This is a genomic window from Candidatus Acididesulfobacter guangdongensis (genome assembly GCA_004195045.1).
Lineage (GTDB): Bacteria > SZUA-79 > SZUA-79 > Acidulodesulfobacterales > Acidulodesulfobacteraceae > Acididesulfobacter > Acididesulfobacter guangdongensis.
On the sequence record SGBC01000002.1, the window covers coordinates 324,906 to 344,708 of the forward strand.

The following is a 19,803-nucleotide window of genomic DNA, read 5'->3' on the forward strand; positions in this document are numbered from 1 at the left end:
TTACTTATGAAACTTTATGAATATGAAACATACGACGCGATATTTAAAAAATACGGTGTTCCCACTCCTAAATATTTAGTAGTTCAGCATCCCGGGCAAAATGTCGAGGATTTTGTTGACCAGTATGGCGATGTTGTTTTGAAATCTCAGGTTCTGGTCGGGAAAAGAGGTAAAGCGGGAGCCGTTAAATTTGCGTCGACCGGAGATGAAGCAAACGAACAAGTAAAGGCTTTAATGTCCAGCGACGTTTATGGAGAAATGCCTGTAAGCGTTATTTTGCAGGAAAAGGCGTCAATATTGAAAGAACTTTATGTAAGTTTTACATATTCTTCAAAGCATAGAAAGCCTGTGCTTGTAATTTCCCTGCAAGGCGGTATGGAGATTGAAGAACAGGAATCTGATAAAATTTTTACGTTTGATATTGACCCGCTGGAGGGTCTTTTTGCCTATAAAGTTAGAGAGATTCTTCTTGAAATCGGATTGAAGGATAAAGAAATTCTAAGGCAGCTTTCTGAAGTTGTCGCAAATATGTATCACGGTTTCTGGAGTTCGGAAGCAAGATTAGTGGAAGTTAATCCTATAGCTATCGTTGAGGATAAAAAAGTACCCGGAAAGCAGAAAATACTTGCTCTTGATGCCGTAACAATAATTGACGACGACGCACGAATCGCCCCGTCAAAGATATATTCGGCAAGAGGTTCGATGGGAAGACCGTTGACGGAAAGGGAATCGGCAGCGCATCTTATAGATAGGGACGACCATCGGGGAAAAGCTGGTTCTTATGTCGAACTTGACGGAAATATTGCTCTTATGACTTTCGGCGGAGGCGGCTCCACAATTACGGCAGAAACGGTTATCGCGCTTGGATTAAAACCGGCAAATCTGACAGATATCGGCGGGAATCCGCCGGCGGAAAAAATGAATAAAATAACCAAAATAATTTTATCCAAACCGGGATTAAAAGCCGTCCTCGTCTGCGGAGGCACTGCAAGCAATACCAGAATTGACGTGACGCTTGGAGAAGGTCTTGTTTCCGCCATTGAAGAAATGATAGAGGCAGGAACTTTTCCTCAAGGAATAATATGGGTTGTAAGAAGGAGCGGTCCTGAATACAAAAAAGGATTGCAGATGTTAAACGACTGTTTTATAAAAAATAATATAGAAGCGGTAATTTATGATTCAGAGCTTCCCTTAACGGCCGCTCCTCAAAAACTTTATGATATATTAAAAGAAAGAAAAATTATTTAAATATCAGATTATAAACAGACATGGAGATAATTAAATTATGAAAGGCACAAAATATTTAAATGACGAGACGGGCGTTATAGTTATCGGGATTACAGGAAGAGAAGCTTCGCAGGTTGTAATAGAATCTGAAAAACTTTATCCGGGTATAGTAAAATGCGGAGTTACTCCGGGTAAAGGCGGAATTCCCAACGATGCCCTGAAAGTTCCTGTTTTTGATACAGTCAAAGAAGCGCTCGCAGTTCCGGAATTTAAAAAAACGGTAAATACCGGACTTATATATGTGCCGCCTACTTCTGTTCTGGACGCGGTAATGGAATTGATTAATCACGGTATAAAACTTATGTATATAATAACGGAGCATGTTCCTATCAGAGATTCTATTATTATTTATGAAATAGCTAAATCTAAAGGAGTGACTGTTATAGGAGGCACTTCGTTAGGGTGTTTCGTGCCGTCGGTGGGCAGAATCGGCGCAATCGGCGGAAAAGACCCGAGTATTGCTTTTAAAGAAGGCTCCGTAGTTGTTTTATCAAAAAGCGGGGGACTAACGGTAACTACTTCCGAAATGATTAAAAGACGCGGATATGGCATATATATGGCTCTGGCTCTGGGAGGAGATATTATATCATGCACTACCTTTGCGGATGTGCTGCCGGAACTGGAAAAGGATACTAATGTTAATGCCTGCGTAATTCTTGGTGAACCGGGAGGAACATATGAAGAACAGGTTGCGGAATTAATATTAAAAGGCGGATATACTAAGCCTCTTGCAATATTTGTTTCAGGCGTATTTCAGGAAGATATGCCGGACGGTGTTGCATTCGGTCATGCCGGCGCTATTGTTGAAAGAGGTATGGGCAAGGCTACCGATAAGATAAATTTCCTTGAAGAAGTTGGAAAAAAAACAGGTACCGTCAAAGTAGCGAGATTCTATCATGATTTAGTCAATTGTCTTATATCTCTCGGAGTAAAAAAAGACTTTGAAGACACTTCTTCCGATAATGTAAAACCTCTTTACAGCACTCTTAAGGCTTCTTAACTTAATTAAATATTAAATATTTTTAGAAAAATATTGGTGGTAGTTGTCGGCGTACGTTGAAACAGGTCGTTTTTAAGCAGTATTTAAGCGTTATATAGTCTTTACTTTCAATAGTTCATGCATATTATATAATAGCAGAAATTGTTTTTTAAGTAGTATTTAAGCTTTACGCCGATGATTTTTATTGTTGTTTTTAATCTTTTTTAAGCAGCATTTAATTCTATTTCGTTCTATTAATTTATTGGTAGGCGCAGTTCTGCAGGAATAAATAATAATCGGTTATAATTAACTTTAATTAACATCTTGATGTTTTCACGACATCAAGGTGTTAATTTTTTATTATTTTATGTTTGCAAAATATAAGAAATAGTATTATATTAGTAGAATTGAAAGAATTATATATCATTATTAATTATTAAAATTAAAATTAAAAAATTATACAAAATCCCGGAGCAAATCTAATATGTCTGATGAAAAACCAAAAGAATGGCGTACTGCTATAACGTCAAATCAAGACGGTAAAATTCTAATTCGCGGGTATAATCTCGATAATTTAATTGGAAATAAGTCATATGCTGATGTCTGTTTTCTTCTTTTAAAAGGAGAAATGCCGAACCAGGCTGAAGCAAAAATGCTTGATGCCATATTGGTTTCAAGCATTGATGCAGGCATTGCTCCGCCTTCTGCCGTTGCGGCGAGAACCATATTTTCAGGCGGAAATTCTCTCAATGCAGCTGTTGCCGGCGGCATACTTACACTTGGAGATGCGCACGGAGGCGCTATAGAGAAAGCCGCTAAATTGTTTCAAGATGAATTAAAAGACAAAGATGCTAAAAATATTAATATCGGCGAAACGGCTAAAAAAATAGTAGATGACGCACTTAAAAATAAAAAAAGATTGGCAGGTTATGGTCATAAACTGCACTCAATTGACCCCAGAACTACTAGACTGCTTACAGTCGCAAAATCATTAAATTTTGGCGGTGTATATGTTGAGCTTGCCGTTGCAATTGCAGAGGAATTTAAAAATAAAAAGCCTGAACAAAAATTGCCTCTCAACGTTGACGGAGCAATAGGCGCAATAATGTCAGACATGGGTTTAGATTATAGACTTGGAAAAGGATTGTTTATTATAGCAAGGTCTGCGGGATTAGTCGGACAGGTGTTTGAAGAATGGCTCAGAGAAAAACCATTTAGAAGGTTAAGGTCTGACCTGCATGAATACGATGGAGTTCCCGAGCGCCCTCTGCCGCAGGATTGAAAGTATTAAAAGGATTAAAATTTGATAATTTTTTAAAAATTATACATTATCATATTTATTATATTAACTAATGTAATATGTCGATTTATATATCAATTAATACACTGATTAATAATATATTAATTATATAAGGATGGGTAAAAATGGATGATAAGACCTTAACAATTGAGTTTGTACGTGTTACGGAACATGCCGCTATCGCATCTGCAAAGCATGTAGGAAGAGGCGATGAAAAAGCTGCCGATAAGGCTGCTGTGGATTCTATGAGAAGCTCGCTTGACTGGATAGATATTGACGGCACAATTGTTATTGGCGAAGGAGAAAGAGACGAGGCGCCTATGCTTTATATAGGCGAAAAAGTCGGAACAGGTAAAGGGCAGGCGGTAGATATAGCGGTTGACCCGTTGGAAGGAACGACTATTTGCGCTCAGGGCGGGCAGAACAGCATCTCGGTTATGGCTATAGCTGACCATGGACATTTTTTACATGCGCCTGACACTTATATGGATAAAATAGCAGTCGGACCAAAAGCAAAGGGAGCTATAGATTTAACCCTCAGTCCTTCTAAAAATCTTCAGAGAATTGCCGAAGCTCTCAACAGATATGTTGAAGACCTTACCGTCGTGATTCTCAATAGAGAACGTCATCAAAATTTAATTAGCGAAGTAAGAAAGGCAGGTGCAAGGATAAAATTGATTCAAGACGGCGATATCTCAGGTGCCATAGCGGCAGCTAAAGAAGATACGGGCGTTGATGTGCTTATGGGGATAGGCGGTGCTCCAGAAGGGGTTATCAGCGCTGCCGCACTGCGATGCGTCGGCGGCGATATGCAGGGAAGACTTACATTCAGAAATGAAGAAGAAAAAGAACGCGCTAAGAAAATGGGCATTGAGGATTTTGACAAAATATACAGCATAGATGAGCTTGCTTCCGGCGATGTTATTTTTGCCGCAACAGGGGTTACAACCGGCGAATATCTGCCAGGCGTAGTTTTTTTCCCCGGCGGAGCAAAAACCAGTTCTGTCGTTATGAGGTCAAAAACAAGAACTGCAAGATATATTGGAGCAATACATTATTTTGATTATAAGGATATATCTTAGATAAAAGATTTTAAATAAAGATTTAAGATATAAGGTTTAAGATTTGATAAAAACTCGATGATATAACATTATCTATATTTATAATTAATATTTTTTACGCTTAAAACAAAAAGGATACTTCTTCTATTCAGCATGAATATGCTGATATCGGAACTATAAAATTTTATGAAAGTTTTTATTACAGGCGGAACAGGTTTTGTTGGTTCAATAATTAGCGGTGAAATAAAAAAGAGCGGAGCATCGGTTGTTTTACTTGAAAGAAACAGTAAAAAGGCTTCAGCGTTGAGACGGACCGGTTTCGAGGTTTTTGAAGGAAATTTGGAAGATATCAATCCTCTAGATGATTTTTTTGCCGAAAATAAATTTGACGCTATAATAAATCTTGTAGGTATTATAAAACAGCAGTCCGATTTTTCTTTTCAGAAAGTACATATTGAATATGTTGAAATTTTGTTACAGCTGGCAAGGAATCATAATATAAAAAGGTTTGTCCACATGAGCGCTAACGGGGCGTCTGAGAAATCGGAATCCGTTTATTATACATCCAAGTACGAAGGACAGAAGTTAGTTGAAAACTCCGGATTAGCCTGGACAATTTTTAAACCTTCGCTGATATTTGGAGACGATGCGGCTTTTTTTGACGATTTGATTAAATTAGTTAAAGAACGATTTTTTGTTCCTATCATTGGAACCGGCGAAGACAAGTTTGCCCCGATAGATGTCTTGTCCGTTGCCAAATCGTATGCGGGTGCTTTATCGAACGAAGCGGCGTATCATAAAATATATACTTTGTGCGGACCTGATATTTATTCTTTTGAAGGCATTATAGATTTAATAATGGAAATAATGCCTCCTAAAAAAATAAAAATTCATGCGCCGTCGTTTATAGTTGAAAATGGGATTGAATTTATAGAAAAATTTTTTAGAGCAAAAGGTCTGCCTGTAACGTCAGATCAGATTAAGATGCTTAAATACGATAATATCTGTGAAAACGATATGAAAGAAATTGACGATTTATTCGGACTTAACAGACTGCATTTAAAAGACTGGCTCACCGATTATTTAAAGGTAGAAAATTAAGGACGAACATTTTTTAATTTTGTTTTTCCCAATTTATAATTTCTTTCTATTTTTAATATTTGAAAAATGAAAATTTGCGAAACAATAGTGTTCATTTCTAATTTATAATTCTATTGATTCATGCAAATATTTGAAAAATGGTATCCGTATTCTAACTTAAATCAACTTAAATGTAATTATTAAATTTTATGGAAGAAGAAAATTCTAATATTCTTATTGTTCAGCTCTCTGATCCTGAAAAAGAACCTGAAAAATGTATTGCCAGTTTAATATTTGCCAGAACGCTGGCGGTTATGGAGCAGAATATTTTTATTTTCAGTATGGCAAGGTCACCTCTTCTTTATACCAAAGACTTGAATAAAAGCGATAAAATAGAAACAAGATATGTGCAGCTTATAGATGAGAATATTTCTTATCTGACAAAAGACGACGAATATGTTAATATTTATGTCTGCTCAAAAAGCAAAGAACTTCTTCATCTTGAAGAAGATATGCTTGTGAATTCTGCAAAACCTATCCAGATAGCCGGAATGCTGACACTGCATTCGCTTAAAACATCGAGCGCCCATACATATTTTTTTTAATTTTTAAGAAGCTTATCAATTTATTGATAGGTAGTTCACATATAGTCAACTTCTATTTTACAGTTGCGCTGCAAATTTATTACTCCTGCGATCATTTTAACCTATTAACCTATCTTTTATTTTCACATATCTCTGCGTTTTAAATCTGTTCTTATTCAGAAAACGGCGTTCATCTCTGTTCAATCCAACTTCACCATAATTGCCAGCAACATATTGATATTGCTATATTTATGGTGGCAATAAAAATGTCTATAAGGACTATAAAATTAAAAATAAGATGTAATAATATCAACTGGTTATAATTTTAGAATAACAAAATCTGTGAAGTTGAGTTAATAAGTACTTTTACAATAAAACAATAAAAGGCGTCAGCCGCTTTTTTTTTACCGGTCTCCATTTTCACCGCATTTTAAAAAATTTATTTTTTAAGTACTTGACTTTTATTCAAATTACTAATATTATTTAATTGTGGTAAAAAGTGGTAGAAAGTGGTAGAGAACTATTATGTAACTTGTTAAAACGAAAGATAATTAATTCATTAAATCGCAATAATTTTTTTTATAATTTTAATTTTATATATAAATATATTTAATATTTTTAAAATGTTAAGCGGAAGATACGTTCATTCGATAGATGATAAGGGCAGAATAAAGCTCCCGTTGAAAATAAAGGAAGCGCTCTTGTCTAATTACAATGATACCAATCTTGTAATTACTAATTTAGACAAATGTCTAGTAGTGTATCCCGTTGAAGAGTGGAGAAAGCTTGAGGAAAAGGCGCTTAAACTACCGTCAATGCAAAAGGATGTATTAGAATTTTTAAGATATTTTTTTTCAGGAGGGTTAGAATTAGAACTTGATTCTCAAGACAGGTTCTTAATACCGTCTTCGCTGAGGAGCAGCGGAGGATTGAATAAAGAGGCGATGATTGTAGGAATTATTAATAAATTTGAAATTTGGGATAAAGGGTTATGGGATAATAATTTTGAAAACGCAAAAGCAAACTTTGAAACTATATCCGCAACTATGTCGCAAATTGGTTTTTAATTTAATTTGATATAATTAAATCAAATTATTATGGTTGTGTTCTAAAATTATTTTAATAATACAAATATATGTTAGATAAAGTCATATTTTTTGAAAATAGATGTTTATGGACAACATAGAACATATTCCTGTTATGCTGAATGAGTCGATTGAGCTGCTGAATATAAAACAGAGTAGTATCTATGTTGACGGCACTGCGGGGGCGGGCGGATTTTCTGAAGAAATTTTAAAGTTATCTGCGCCTGACGGGGTTTTAGTAGCTTTAGACAGCGACGAAAATGCCGTTAATTATGTAAAGTTAAAATTAGAAAAAAAGTTTGATAAAAAAAGATTTAATGTTTTCCATTCTAATTTTAGCGATATTGATTTAGTTATCCGCGATGCAGGTTTTGAAAAAGTCGACGGTATCGTGCTGGATTTAGGTATAAGTTCTATTCAGCTTGAAAGCGGCAGGGGTTTCAGCTTTAAAGATGAAGGGTATTTAGATATGAGAATAAATACCGACGGCAAAACTACCGCTTTTGATATTGTAAATTATTATCGTGAGGAAGAAATTTCAGATATCCTATGGAATTACGGAGATGAAAGGTTTTCAAGAAAAATTGCAAAGAAAATTATCGAATATAGAAAAAAAAAATTAATAGAAACTCCGCTGGAGTTATCAAAATTGATTAAAAATAGCATAGGTTACAGGCAAAACGGAAGAAATAAAATAGATCCGGCTACAAGGTCGTTTTTGGCTTTAAGAATTGCCGTGAATAACGAATATGAATATTTAATGCAATTTTTAAATAAATTAAAGAATATTTTAAATCATGGAGCGGTTGTCTGTATTATAGCCTTCCATTCAGGTGAAGACAGATTAGTAAAAAATTTCTTCAAAAATAATAAAGATTTTTACATAATGACAAAAAAGCCTTTAGTCCCGTCATTTGAAGAAATTAAGGCAAATCCGAGATCTAGAAGCGCAAAATTAAGAGCGGCGAGTTTCATATGTCAAAAATAAAACCTTATTTAATTATTATGATTTTTATTATTTCATTGACAGGAATATTTTATGTCTGGACAAATATGGAAAGTATGAAATTAGGCTATGAAATTAACAAACTTGAGACAATTAAGGCGGGATTGGTACATAAAAATAAAAGATTATTAATAGTCAAAGCTTCGCTGGCTTCTCCAGCGCGTATTTACAAGATAGCTAAAAAATTAGGCTTTGTTTATCCGAAAGAAGGCCAAGTTATAATGATTCATGAATAAGATATGGAAAACCACAATGAAAGTCCGAATATTAATAGTATTTTCTCTAATTTTTGTTTTTGGAGGATTATTATTAATTAAAGCTTTCTATTTACAGGTGATAGATGCAGCTCCGCTTCGGAAAATGGCTGATGCGCAGTTTCATACAAAAATTTATTTTACGCCAAAAAGAGGCAATATTTATTCTGCTAACGGCGGATTGCTGGCTACGAGCATTGACGTGGACGGTATAGCATTAGACCCTCTAATGATAAAGCATAAATATAAAGTAGGCAAGGAACTGTCGCAATTATTAGATATCAAACTTAAAAAAGTTATAAGAGAATTAAATTTAAATTTACAATTTACCTGGTTAAAAAAAAAAGTGTCTAACAGAACTGCAGATAAAATTGAAAGTTTAGGCGTCGGCGGCATAAGTATAATTAAGCAGCCTGTCAGATATTATCCAGACGGCGATCTTCTTGCTCATGTCTTAGGATTTGTAGGAATAAACGATAACGGATTATCCGGCATAGAATATAAATATAATAAAATCCTTAAAGGAAATAAAAAAGCTCTGAAAATTATGCACGACGGTCTTGGACAGGATATTTTTATAAGAGGTTTCGGGCTTGAAAAAGAAACGCACGGCGATAATATATATTTGACAATAAATAAAAAATTGCAGTATATAACGGAGCATTATTTAGATAAAGAAGCTAAAGCTGCTGATTCGCGCGGCGCTTTTGCCATTATTATGGATCCAAATACGGGAGCTATTCTTGCCATGGCGGATTATCCGGCTTTTAATCCGAATTATTACTGGAGATATAAACCGCGCTACTGGAGAAACAGAGCTGTTACGGATGATTTTGAACCAGGTTCTACGATGAAGCCTTTTATAATATCAGGGGCAATGCAGGACGGAATAATAAAACCGGATACCATAATAAACGGACATCACGGAGCTTATTATATAGACGGGATAACCGTTCACGATGTCGAAGACTGGTTTGGCAAGCTTACTATAAATCAACTGATAGAATATTCCTGTAACGTATGCGCCTGTCAGGTAGGTATGAAAATGGGCAAGCAAAGACTATGGTACTGGCTCAAAAGATGGGGGTTTTTAGCTCAGCCTCATGCCGGACTGCTCGGAGAATCGTCTGGTATAGACAGACCGGTAAGCAAATGGTCGCAGGTAGGACCATGCGAAGAGGCATTCGGACAGGGAGCGGCTATAACGGGACTTCAAGAAATAACTGCGCTATCCGCAATTGCAAACGGCGGATTTTTAATGAAACCGTATATAATTAAAAAAATTGTCAATCCGTACGGAAAAGTACTTTTCATGGCAAAACCAAAAGTAATAAGGCGTGTAATTAATTCAAAAACAGACAGAGAAATAAAATATATGATGCGCCTTGTTGTAAAAGGCGGAACAGGGCAGTACTGCAAGCTGATAGACTATAAAGTTTCGGGTAAGACCGGAACAGGTCAAATTGCAAATCCTAAAACAGGGACATATTATAAGAATTTATATACTGCTTCATTTATGGCTTTTGTTCCTTATAAACACCCTAAGCTTGCTATGCTGGTAGTTCAGGAAAAGCCGTTAAAAATAAGCTACTACGGAGGGGCTGTCAGCGCGCCTGTCGTAAGGGAGGTTTTTAAACGGGCTTTAAATATTTTAAATATTTCTCCTGGCAATAAGGCATATGAAAAGCAGGTTCATGCAATGGCGCTGAATAATGTACAGGTTGTTTCAAGTACTGCTAAAAACAGCATCAACAAAAAAAATCTTATTGGTAAAAACAATCATAACATCGGTATAATGCCAAATTTGCAGGGTGATACAATACTCTCTGCTATAAAAAATATCAATGGATACGATGAAAACATAACAGTAAAAGGAAGCGGCTTTTTATACTATCAGAATATAAAACCTGGAACTAAAATCAAAAAAAATCAGATTATTGTATTAAAATTTAAACCTTAAAGTCCAAATCGATAAAAAATAAGATAATTAATAAAACAATAAATTAATAAAACACTAAAAAATAACTAAGTAATAAATAAAATAAATAAGTAAAGAATTTTAATGAATAAATTTAATAAAGAATTAAATTGCTATCATGAAGCTTAATAAATTGATGCAGAATACAGATGATTTCAAAATTATATCTTTTATTGGAAACAATTCTGATAAAAATATATGTCTGGACGCAGGGAATGCAAATGTAAATATAGATGCGTATAAAGATTTAGATATAGATATAAAAGGAATATCTAACGATTCGCGAAATATTTCGGAGGGGTACCTTTTTGCCGCAAGAAAAGGAAACAATATAGACTCGAATAAATACATAAGGGATGCGGCAGAAAAGGGAGCGTATTGTATTCTTACCGATGAGCAGATAGGCGGCGCTTTAGAATCTTACATAAACGAATATAATAAAAATGCTATGAATCGCGGAAAAAGCGGCATATCTGTAATTATAGTCGATGATGCGTTAAAGGCGTATGCGGTTATATCAAGGAATTTTTTTAACAGACCTGCAATGAAATTGAAAATGGCGGGTATCACCGGAACAAACGGAAAAACTACGACTTCCTACCTGCTTAATTCAATTTTAAACACTGCAGGTTTTTTTTCAGGTTTAATAGGTACTATAGATTATAAAATAGCATTTAACGATAAAGATAACGGAATTGATATTCCTTCAGTAAACACGACGCCGGATTCTTATATGCTTAATGATATGTTAAACAGTATGATTTTAAATAACCTTAAATCATGCGTTATGGAGGTATCTTCTCATAGTATTATTCAGAGGCGGACATACGAAATTGATTTTGATATAGCGATATTTACAAATTTGACCCGCGACCATTTGGACTATCATAAAGATATGGAATCATACTATCAGGCAAAAAAACTTTTATTCACCGAAGTACTGTCTGAGAGTTTAAAAAATAAAAAATATGCAGTAATAAATAACGATGACGAATATGGAGTGCGGTTAATTAGTGAGCTAAGTGAACAGAAGAGTGTAAATAATTTTAACGTCATAACTTACGGCTTAACCGAAAAAGCCGATGTTTTTGCAAAAGATATAAAATCCACTACAAAGGGGCTTGAATTTAAATTATATTATAATAATTTAATTAATAAAATAAATTATAATTTTAAAACGCCGGCCGGTGTTCAATTTTTTATTGTAAAATCAAGTTTAATGGGGAGTTTTAATGTATATAATATGTTAGCTGCCGCTACCTCCGCTTTTGCGCTATCGGTTGATAACGAAAATATTTCTAAGGGCATTTCAGCTTTAACGAGCGTACCCGGCAGAGTAGAAAAAATTAGAATAAATATTAATAGCAATAACGGCAATAGTAATAGCGATAGTAATAACGGCGACGGCAATAAGAGCAATGGCAGTTCCGTTAACAGCCATAAAAACGGCAATTGCAATATAGATAATAACGAGGCGATTCCCTTAGTTTGCGTTGACTACGCCCATACCGACGATGCATTAAACAGAGTGCTGTCCGCTCTGAGAGATATTACCTCCAATAACTTAATATGTGTTTTCGGATGCGGCGGCGACAGAGATAAAGGTAAACGTCCGATGATGGGCAGGCATGCCGGAAGATTAGCCGATATTACCGTTATTACGTCAGACAATCCAAGAAGCGAAAACCCGATGTCAATTATTAAAGAAATAGAAAACGGAATAAAAGAGGAAAATGTTTTTTTTATATCTTGCGATGGCAGCATAGGAGACATAAACAGATTGAAAAATGAAATAAGAAAATTCAATACAGGTAAAGATAATAACAATAGCAAATATAATAGCAAAGATACTATCAATAGCAAATATGATAATAAACATAATACCGATAAAGATAAAGATAATAGAAGCATTCAAGGCACAGAATACGCCGGAGACGATATTAATATTATAGGCAACGATAGGCACGCGCATATATATACAATAGTACCTGATAGAGAAAAAGCTATAAAAACTGCCCTATCTGTAGCATGTTCAGAAAAAGACACCGTGCTTATATCCGGCAAAGGACATGAAGACTATATGATAATAGGCGCAGATAAAATCCATTTCAGCGACAAAGAAGAAGTCTTAAAGTTTTATAATTTATAAAATTTCAAAGTAATTTATAGATAATAATAAAAGTAATCAAATAATATAAAATATTATGAAATTAGAATTTAACTTAAATTTAGATGATATCTTAAATGCAACAGGCGGCAAAGCTGTTAAGCTCGGTACGCATCTGGTTTTTAACGAAGTATTTATTGATTCGAGATCTCTTTTTTCAGAGAATTCTATTTTTTTTGCTTTAAAAGGTAAAAATTTTAGCGGTGAAGATTTTGTTGATAAGATATTTAAAACCGGATGTCCATGTGCTGTAGTTTCATGGAATTTTCTGGAAAAAAATAATATTTCAGAATATGCGGAAAAAACAATAATAGCTGTTGAAGATACGCTTTATGCTTATGGTTTATTAGCTAAAAAATATTTGAGTCTATTTAATTTGCAGCACAAAATTGCTATAACAGGTTCATCCGGAAAGACTACCGTAAAAGAAATGCTTTATACAATATTAAGCAAATATTTTGGAGAGAATTATATACTGAAAAATAAATATAATTATAATAATCAGGTAGGCATTCCAAATACTATTTTTGAATTAAACAGCGGTCATAAATTATTAATTCTTGAAATAGGCACGAATAAAAAAGGGGAAATAGAAAAACTTTCTAATATAATTAATCCTGACATAGGGGCAATCATTAATATAGGCAAATCGCATTTAGAAGAGTTTGTAAATCTTGAAGGAGTCTTGAAAGAAAAATATTCAATGGTTTCAGCTATGCCTGCAGGTTCGTATTTTATAATCAACGCCGATGATGCACTTCTTGCAGGCAGATATAAAACAGACGCCGGAATAAATTTTATTTCGTTCGGGGCAAAAAATGCCGATTTGACATATACAAATATTGAATTCAATGCAGACTCTGAAGGGTTTATGTATTTTGAGCTTGTTTATAGCGGAGAAACTTATAAAGCAAAATTGAAACCAAACGGACTGCATTTTGTATATGATTTTATGTGCGCTATTTTAGCCGCCCATATATGCGGTGTCGATTTTCGCTCAGGAATAGAAGCTATAGAATCTTTTGAATTGCCGAAAGGCAGAATGGAAATAATATCTAAAAATTTGGATAATTCTATAATAATAAATGATTCTTATAATTCAAACCCTACTTCTTTAAAGGCGGCATTCAATGCAATAAGAGATACATATCCGGGCAAGAAAAAGATTTTTGTCCTCGGCGATATGCTGGAGCTTGGAGAATCGGCAGAAACAGAACATTTTAAAGCCGGAGAAGAAGCCGCAAAAATTGCAGATTATGTTTTTTATACCGGCAATTATAGTAAATTTTTAATTGACGGTTTAATCAGCAGCGGTTTTAATCCAGATAGAATAATTTTATTTGATGATAAAAAAGATTTTCAGGAAAAATTAGCTGCAGCAGATAAAGCCGGCAGCGTAATTTTATTTAAAGGTTCAAGAGGAATGCAGCTTGAAAATTTTATTGATTTATAGAATATAATTTTTGAAAAATATTTATGAAAATAGGTGTTTGTCCCAAATTAAAATTAAATAATAATAAAATCAATATAAGGCGTGATATATGATTTTTATATTTAACCAGATTTTTTTCAGGTTTATAACATTCAGAGCTTCCTATGCTTTAATCATTGCCTTACTTTTAAGTATAATTTTTGGAAAAACATTTATAAAATTGCTTAAAAAATTTCATGTTTCTCAGACAATTAGAGAAGATGGTCCAAAATCTCATATATCTGACAAAAAAAATGTTCCAACGATGGGAGGGCTTTTAATATTATTTTCTATATTAATTCCGGTAATTTTATTCACTAATTTATTTAATTTTTATATATACATGGCGATTATTACAATCGTATCTTTTGCGTTTATCGGATTTTTAGACGATTATCTAAAGGTAAAAAGGCAAAATTCTAAAGGATTAAGGGGAAAATACAAGATTTTAATGCAGGGCATATTTGCCCTGATAATTTCAGTAATTTTATATATCAAGGTTCCGTCGTTAAGTTTTATAGTTATTCCGTTTGTTAAAAATTATTATTTTAATCTTGGACCTTTTTTTATAATTTTATCAATGTTTGTGATAGTAGGCTCGTCTAACGCGGTAAATCTTACCGACGGACTTGACGGGCTTGCAATAGGAATATTTGCTACTGCTATTGCCGGCTATCTTATATTTTCGTATGCAAGTTCAAATTTTAAATTTGCAGATTATTTATCTATACCGTTCATTTACAATATAGGAGAAATAGTTGTATTCTGCGCCGCTTTATTAGGAGCTTCTATCGGCTTTTTGTGGTTTAATGCCTATCCTGCTTCTGTTTTTATGGGCGATACCGGTTCAATATCGCTTGGGGCTATCCTAGGCTATATATCAATTGTAACAAGGGAAGAGATATTGCTTGCAGTTATAGGATTTGTTTTTGTGATTGAGGCTTTAAGCGTTATTTTTCAAGTAGGTTCTTATAAACTGAGAAAAAAAAGAATATTTAAAATGGCGCCTATACATCATCATTTTGAGATGGGGGGTGTGCCGGAACCAAAAATAATAATAAGATTATGGATAGTAAGTCTGATTTTAACTATATTTGCTCTATCAACATTAAAACTTAGGTTTTTTTAATGTTTTTTAATAAAATTTACAATATTGACAATGCGGCGCAATAAAATATATAGCGATTAGAAAATAGATATAATTAACAGAGTTGATATATAGTAATAAGAAAATTATTTATATAATGAGATAGATTATATATAATATTAATTAAAAAATATTTTTATAATAAAATTTATTAAAAATATATAAAAATATATAAAAATATATAAAAAAATATAAAAAATTTGTATTTATGTATTATATAATATAGTAGGAAAAATTATAGCAAAATTAATAAAAATTATGGAAAATTTAAATACTCTAATTATAGGTTACGGCAGAACAGGCAGAGCGGTATTGGATTTCTTGAAGAAAAATAACGCTAAAAATAGTACTGCTATTTATGATGAATTTTTAAATGACGGTGATATAAATAAATTAAATCAAAACGATGACGGCGTATTGTTTTTTAACAATAATAGTGCGCATGATTTTTTAAAAAATAAAATTGACGACATTGGCACTACTGTGATAAGTCCGGGGATTCATAGAAATAATCATATCGTTTTGCAGCTTAGACGGCACAGGAAATATATATGCAGCGAGATAGAATTCGCTTATAAAAATTTAATGCAGGATTATAATCATTGTTATAATTATAAATATGATTATAGCATCAACAATTACAACAATAATAACAACAACAACAATTACAACAACAACAATAATAATAACAATAATAATAACAATAATAATTGCAACAATAATAACGACAGCGGCAATGAAACTGCCGGCGACTGCGGCATGAAGCTTTTTAAACCGCAGAAGCCAAGAATATTGGCTATCACCGGCACGAATGGGAAAACTACCGCGACATCTATGTGCTCTGCAGCGGCAAGCGTTTCCGGCATCAAAGCTTTTACGGGAGGTAATTTTGGAATTCCTTTTATTGACGGCGTCAGAGAAAAAGATTGCAGTAATTTTATTTTAGAAATATCCAGTTTTCAGTTAGAGTGGGTTTATGAATTTAATTCCGATGCTGCCGTATTATTAAATGTTCAAGATGACCATCTCGACAGATATGAAAATTTTGACGAATACAGGCTGACTAAATATAAAATATTTAAAAATCATACTATTAATGATACGGCAATATTAAATTATGAGGATTATAACGCTGCTATAGTGAAGGATATAATAGGTTCTTTGCCTATTTTGTTCGGTTTTGATGAAAATAAATGTAATATTTACTATAAAGATGAAACTATTTATTTTAAATTAAAAGAATTTTACGGTATCGACGATAAAATATCCTTAAAAGATTTTAAAGATAAAAGAAAATTCGTGATAGAAGATATGATGGCTGCTTCAGGCGCTCTGCTTGCTTTTGGGATACCGTTAGATGCTATAGAAAAATCATTCAAAGATTATAAATTACTAAAACATAGAGTGGAATTTATCGGAAATATTGATAATATTAATTTTTATGACGATTCAAAAGCGACAAATCCGGCAGCTGTAATAAGCGCCCTTGAATCAGTCAAAAGTCCGGTAGTTCTGATTTTGGGCGGTAAAGATAAAGGTTTTAATTATGATATTTTAATTGAACCGGTAAAAAAGCATGTAAGAGCATGTATTTTAATTGGCGAGACGGCAGATATGATATATAAAACTTTAAACGGTACCGTTGATATGATTCGGGCTTCCGATATGAACGATGCTGTTAAAAAAGCTTATAATGCAGCATTGTCAGAGTTTGAATCGCATGCATATTCGAGAGCGGCGGGCAGCCCCGTGGACTTTCAATGTTCGGTTCTGCTTTCTCCTGCGTCGTCAAGTTTTGATATGTTTAAAGATTATAATGAAAGAGGGGAAGTGTTTAAAAAATGTTTTAATAAATTAAGAGAGACAGAGAGACTAATAAAAGCATAACTCTATAAATGATTGATAAGCATAACTTTGTATATCATATATATATAGAGGAAAAAGCGGCAGATTAATTTTTTTGCAAATATTTTCTTTGTTAATTGAACTATTTCATATGCAAAAAAAATAAAATCTGACACTTTTTTTCGAGTAGATAACTTTCTATTGCAGGATTAAAGATAATTAAATAAGTGAAAAATATGAATGTAAAAAATAATCAAATGATAAATTACGGCAGAGCGTTTATACGCAAATATGATACTGCCATGTTTTTATCTGTGTGTGTGCTGACGGCGCTTGGGCTTGTAATGGTCTATTCCACCAGCGCTATGACATCTATTATAGATTATGGGAATAGCTATCATTTCCTTTTAAGGCAGGGAATTTATGTAATAATTTCAGCTGTAGCCCTGGGTTTTTTTATGAAAAATGATTATCATATCCTAAAATCGTTTTATGTAATACTTTTAGTCGCGATAACTGTATTAATGTTATTAGTTTTTGTGCCGCATATAGGTTTAACCGCCGGAGGTTCAAGAAGATGGATTGATTTAAGATTATTAAATATTGAGCCTTCAGAATTTTTAAAAGTTATATTTATAATTTTTCTCGCGGTATTTCTGGAAAAGAAAAAAGAATTGCTTAACCAAAACAGGTATTCTATTATATTTCTTGCCCCTATGCTTATTATGGGATTTTTTGATATTTTTCTTTTGAAAGAACCTGATTTCGGAACAGTCGCAGTTTTATTTGCTATAACGATAATAATGCTGTTTGCCGGCGGAGTGTCTTTAGTATATATTGTATCTATCCTTTTATTCGGTTCTGTTGCTGCATATTTTTTGATTTTTAGCGTTACATACAGAAGAGATAGGATACTTGCTTTTCTTCATCCGTTTAAGGATAAAACAGGTATAGGTTTTCAGATTATACAGTCAATGTTTGCATTCGCCAGAGGCGGAGTTTTTGGGGTAGGTCTCGGCAACGGAAAAGAAAAGCTTTTTTTTCTTCCGACGCCTTATTCTGATTTTATATTTTCAACGGTAGGCGAAGAACTTGGTCTGATTGGAGTGACCGTGTTTATTGCTCTTTATTTAATTTTAGCATATAGAGGTCTAAAAATAGCTCTGTATGCGCCTGACCTGTTCGGTACATATTTAGCCTTAGGTCTTACAAGTCTTTTAGTTGTGAGTGCTTTTATAAATATAGGTGTGGTGACCGATTTTCTGCCTACAAAAGGACTTGCTTTGCCTTTTATAAGCTACGGAGGGAGTTCGCTCCTTGCTTCAGCGATAGCTGTGGGAATAATATTAAATATTTCATCCCAATCTTTAAGAAAAAAGGATGATTGAATTAAAATCAGCGATAATTAAAAAAATTTATTAAAACTAAATAAAATTAACAAAATTGAAATAAAAATAAATAGATTAATATGAATTTTGTGATTGCGGGAGGCGGTACCGGAGGACATTTATTTCCTGGTCTTGCGGTAGCGGAAAAAATAAAAGAAATTGACCCTTCTGCCAATATTTATTTTATAGGGACGTCAAAAGGTATTGAAAATAAACTTAAAGACGAATGTGGGTTGCAATTATATATAATCAGCGCTACCGGGTTTTCAGGTAAAAAAATTATGAATAAAATTAAATCTTTTGCAGATACTGTTGCCGTGTTTAAGGAAGTGAAAGATATATTTAAAAAGATAAAGCCCGACTTTGTTTTAGGCTTAGGAGGATATTCATCTTTTGTTCCTGTATTTTATGCTAAAATAACTGGTGTATCTTCTGGCATTATGGAGCAAAATTTAGAACCCGGTCTTTCAAATAAAATACTTGGATATTTTAAGATAACAGTTTTTGCATCGTTTAAAGAAACAAAAAAATATTTTCCGTTTTCTAAATTTATTTTTTCAGGGAATCCGGTAAGAAAAAATATCTTAAATATCGTTCCTAAACCGCCGGATGTCAATAAAAAGGAATTGACGATATTTATTTTTGGCGGTTCGCAGGGAGCATCGTCTATAAATAGAGCAGTTATGAATTTAATTTCATCGTTAGATGCAGATATTAAGCAGGAAATAACGATATTCCATCAGACGGGTGAAAAAGATTATAATGATATAAATTATTTTTATTCTAATTGCGGCATTAAACGTTATGAGGTTTTTAAATTTACCAATAATATAGAAAAATATTATGAATTATCTGATATAATAGTTGCGCGCTCCGGCGCAGGGACGGTATCTGAAATTATAGCCGTTAAAAAACCGGCAATTTTAATACCTTATCCCTATGCGGCTAAAAATCATCAATTTAAAAATGCCGATTATCTTTTAAATATCAATGGAGCTTATCTTATAAAAGACAACGAGAATCTTTCAAAAGAATTACTCCAAACCGTAGAAAAAATATTTTATAATAGATACTTATTAAATAATATCTATAGCAGTTTGAATAAAATAAATATTCAGGATTCCGCTTTGAATATTGCCGATATAATTTTAGGAAACAGTAAATAATAAAA

At 33.3% G+C, this 19,803-nt stretch carries 16 protein-coding genes; all 16 read left to right on the top strand.

What is annotated here, in order from left to right; all coding sequences use genetic code 11:
• The first annotated feature begins 6 nt into the window (after positions 1-6).
• On the top strand, positions 7-1,248 hold the full coding sequence (locus tag EVJ46_05530; protein RZD16478.1) for a succinate--CoA ligase subunit beta: 1,242 nt from the start codon (positions 7-9) through the stop codon (positions 1,246-1,248).
• Positions 1,249-1,285: 37 nt separating this feature from the next.
• A complete protein-coding gene (locus tag EVJ46_05535; protein ID RZD16479.1) occupies positions 1,286-2,287 on the top strand; it encodes a succinyl-CoA synthetase subunit alpha in 1,002 nt (333 codons plus the stop codon).
• A gap of 463 nt (positions 2,288-2,750) precedes the next feature.
• Complete coding sequence (locus EVJ46_05540; protein ID RZD16480.1) at positions 2,751-3,548, top strand: citryl-CoA lyase; 798 nt, start codon at positions 2,751-2,753, stop codon at positions 3,546-3,548.
• Positions 3,549-3,691: 143 nt separating this feature from the next.
• Entirely contained in the window at positions 3,692-4,648 is a 957-nt protein-coding gene (gene glpX / locus EVJ46_05545; protein RZD16481.1) for a class II fructose-bisphosphatase, read from the top strand.
• A gap of 165 nt (positions 4,649-4,813) precedes the next feature.
• On the top strand, positions 4,814-5,728 hold the full coding sequence (locus EVJ46_05550; protein ID RZD16482.1) for an NAD-dependent epimerase/dehydratase family protein: 915 nt from the start codon (positions 4,814-4,816) through the stop codon (positions 5,726-5,728).
• A gap of 188 nt (positions 5,729-5,916) precedes the next feature.
• Positions 5,917-6,312, top strand: a complete 396-nt coding sequence (locus tag EVJ46_05555; GenBank protein ID RZD16483.1) for a hypothetical protein — start codon at positions 5,917-5,919, stop codon at positions 6,310-6,312.
• A gap of 602 nt (positions 6,313-6,914) precedes the next feature.
• Positions 6,915-7,358 (top strand): division/cell wall cluster transcriptional repressor MraZ, encoded by a 444-nt coding sequence (mraZ, locus tag EVJ46_05560; GenBank protein ID RZD16484.1) that lies wholly within the window; start codon positions 6,915-6,917, stop codon positions 7,356-7,358.
• A 100-nt stretch (positions 7,359-7,458) separates the two neighbouring features.
• Positions 7,459-8,364, top strand: a complete 906-nt coding sequence (gene rsmH / locus EVJ46_05565; GenBank protein ID RZD16485.1) for a 16S rRNA (cytosine(1402)-N(4))-methyltransferase RsmH — start codon at positions 7,459-7,461, stop codon at positions 8,362-8,364.
• Positions 8,352-8,618, top strand: coding sequence for a hypothetical protein (locus tag EVJ46_05570; protein ID RZD16486.1), 267 nt, complete (start codon positions 8,352-8,354; stop codon positions 8,616-8,618). Before rsmH ends, EVJ46_05570 begins: the two co-directional genes overlap by 13 nt.
• A complete protein-coding gene (locus tag EVJ46_05575) occupies positions 8,611-10,596 on the top strand; it encodes a hypothetical protein (GenBank protein RZD16487.1) in 1,986 nt (661 codons plus the stop codon). The genes EVJ46_05570 and EVJ46_05575 overlap by 8 nt, the downstream gene beginning before the upstream one ends.
• Before the next feature lie 136 nt (positions 10,597-10,732).
• Positions 10,733-12,763: a UDP-N-acetylmuramoyl-L-alanyl-D-glutamate--2,6-diaminopimelate ligase gene (locus tag EVJ46_05580; protein RZD16488.1), complete on the top strand. Its 2,031-nt coding sequence runs from the start codon at positions 10,733-10,735 to the stop codon at positions 12,761-12,763.
• A 55-nt stretch (positions 12,764-12,818) separates the two neighbouring features.
• On the top strand, positions 12,819-14,234 hold the full coding sequence (locus EVJ46_05585; protein ID RZD16489.1) for a UDP-N-acetylmuramoyl-tripeptide--D-alanyl-D-alanine ligase: 1,416 nt from the start codon (positions 12,819-12,821) through the stop codon (positions 14,232-14,234).
• A gap of 88 nt (positions 14,235-14,322) precedes the next feature.
• Positions 14,323-15,381: a phospho-N-acetylmuramoyl-pentapeptide-transferase gene (locus EVJ46_05590; GenBank protein RZD16490.1), complete on the top strand. Its 1,059-nt coding sequence runs from the start codon at positions 14,323-14,325 to the stop codon at positions 15,379-15,381.
• 777 nt (positions 15,382-16,158) lie between these two features.
• Entirely contained in the window at positions 16,159-17,286 is a 1,128-nt protein-coding gene (gene murD, locus EVJ46_05595) for a UDP-N-acetylmuramoyl-L-alanine--D-glutamate ligase (GenBank protein ID RZD16491.1), read from the top strand.
• A 194-nt stretch (positions 17,287-17,480) separates the two neighbouring features.
• Entirely contained in the window at positions 17,481-18,632 is a 1,152-nt protein-coding gene (gene ftsW / locus EVJ46_05600; GenBank protein RZD16492.1) for a putative lipid II flippase FtsW, read from the top strand.
• Between the two features lie 80 nt (positions 18,633-18,712).
• Positions 18,713-19,798: an undecaprenyldiphospho-muramoylpentapeptide beta-N-acetylglucosaminyltransferase gene (murG, locus tag EVJ46_05605; protein ID RZD16493.1), complete on the top strand. Its 1,086-nt coding sequence runs from the start codon at positions 18,713-18,715 to the stop codon at positions 19,796-19,798.
• The last annotated feature ends 5 nt before the right edge of the window (positions 19,799-19,803 follow it).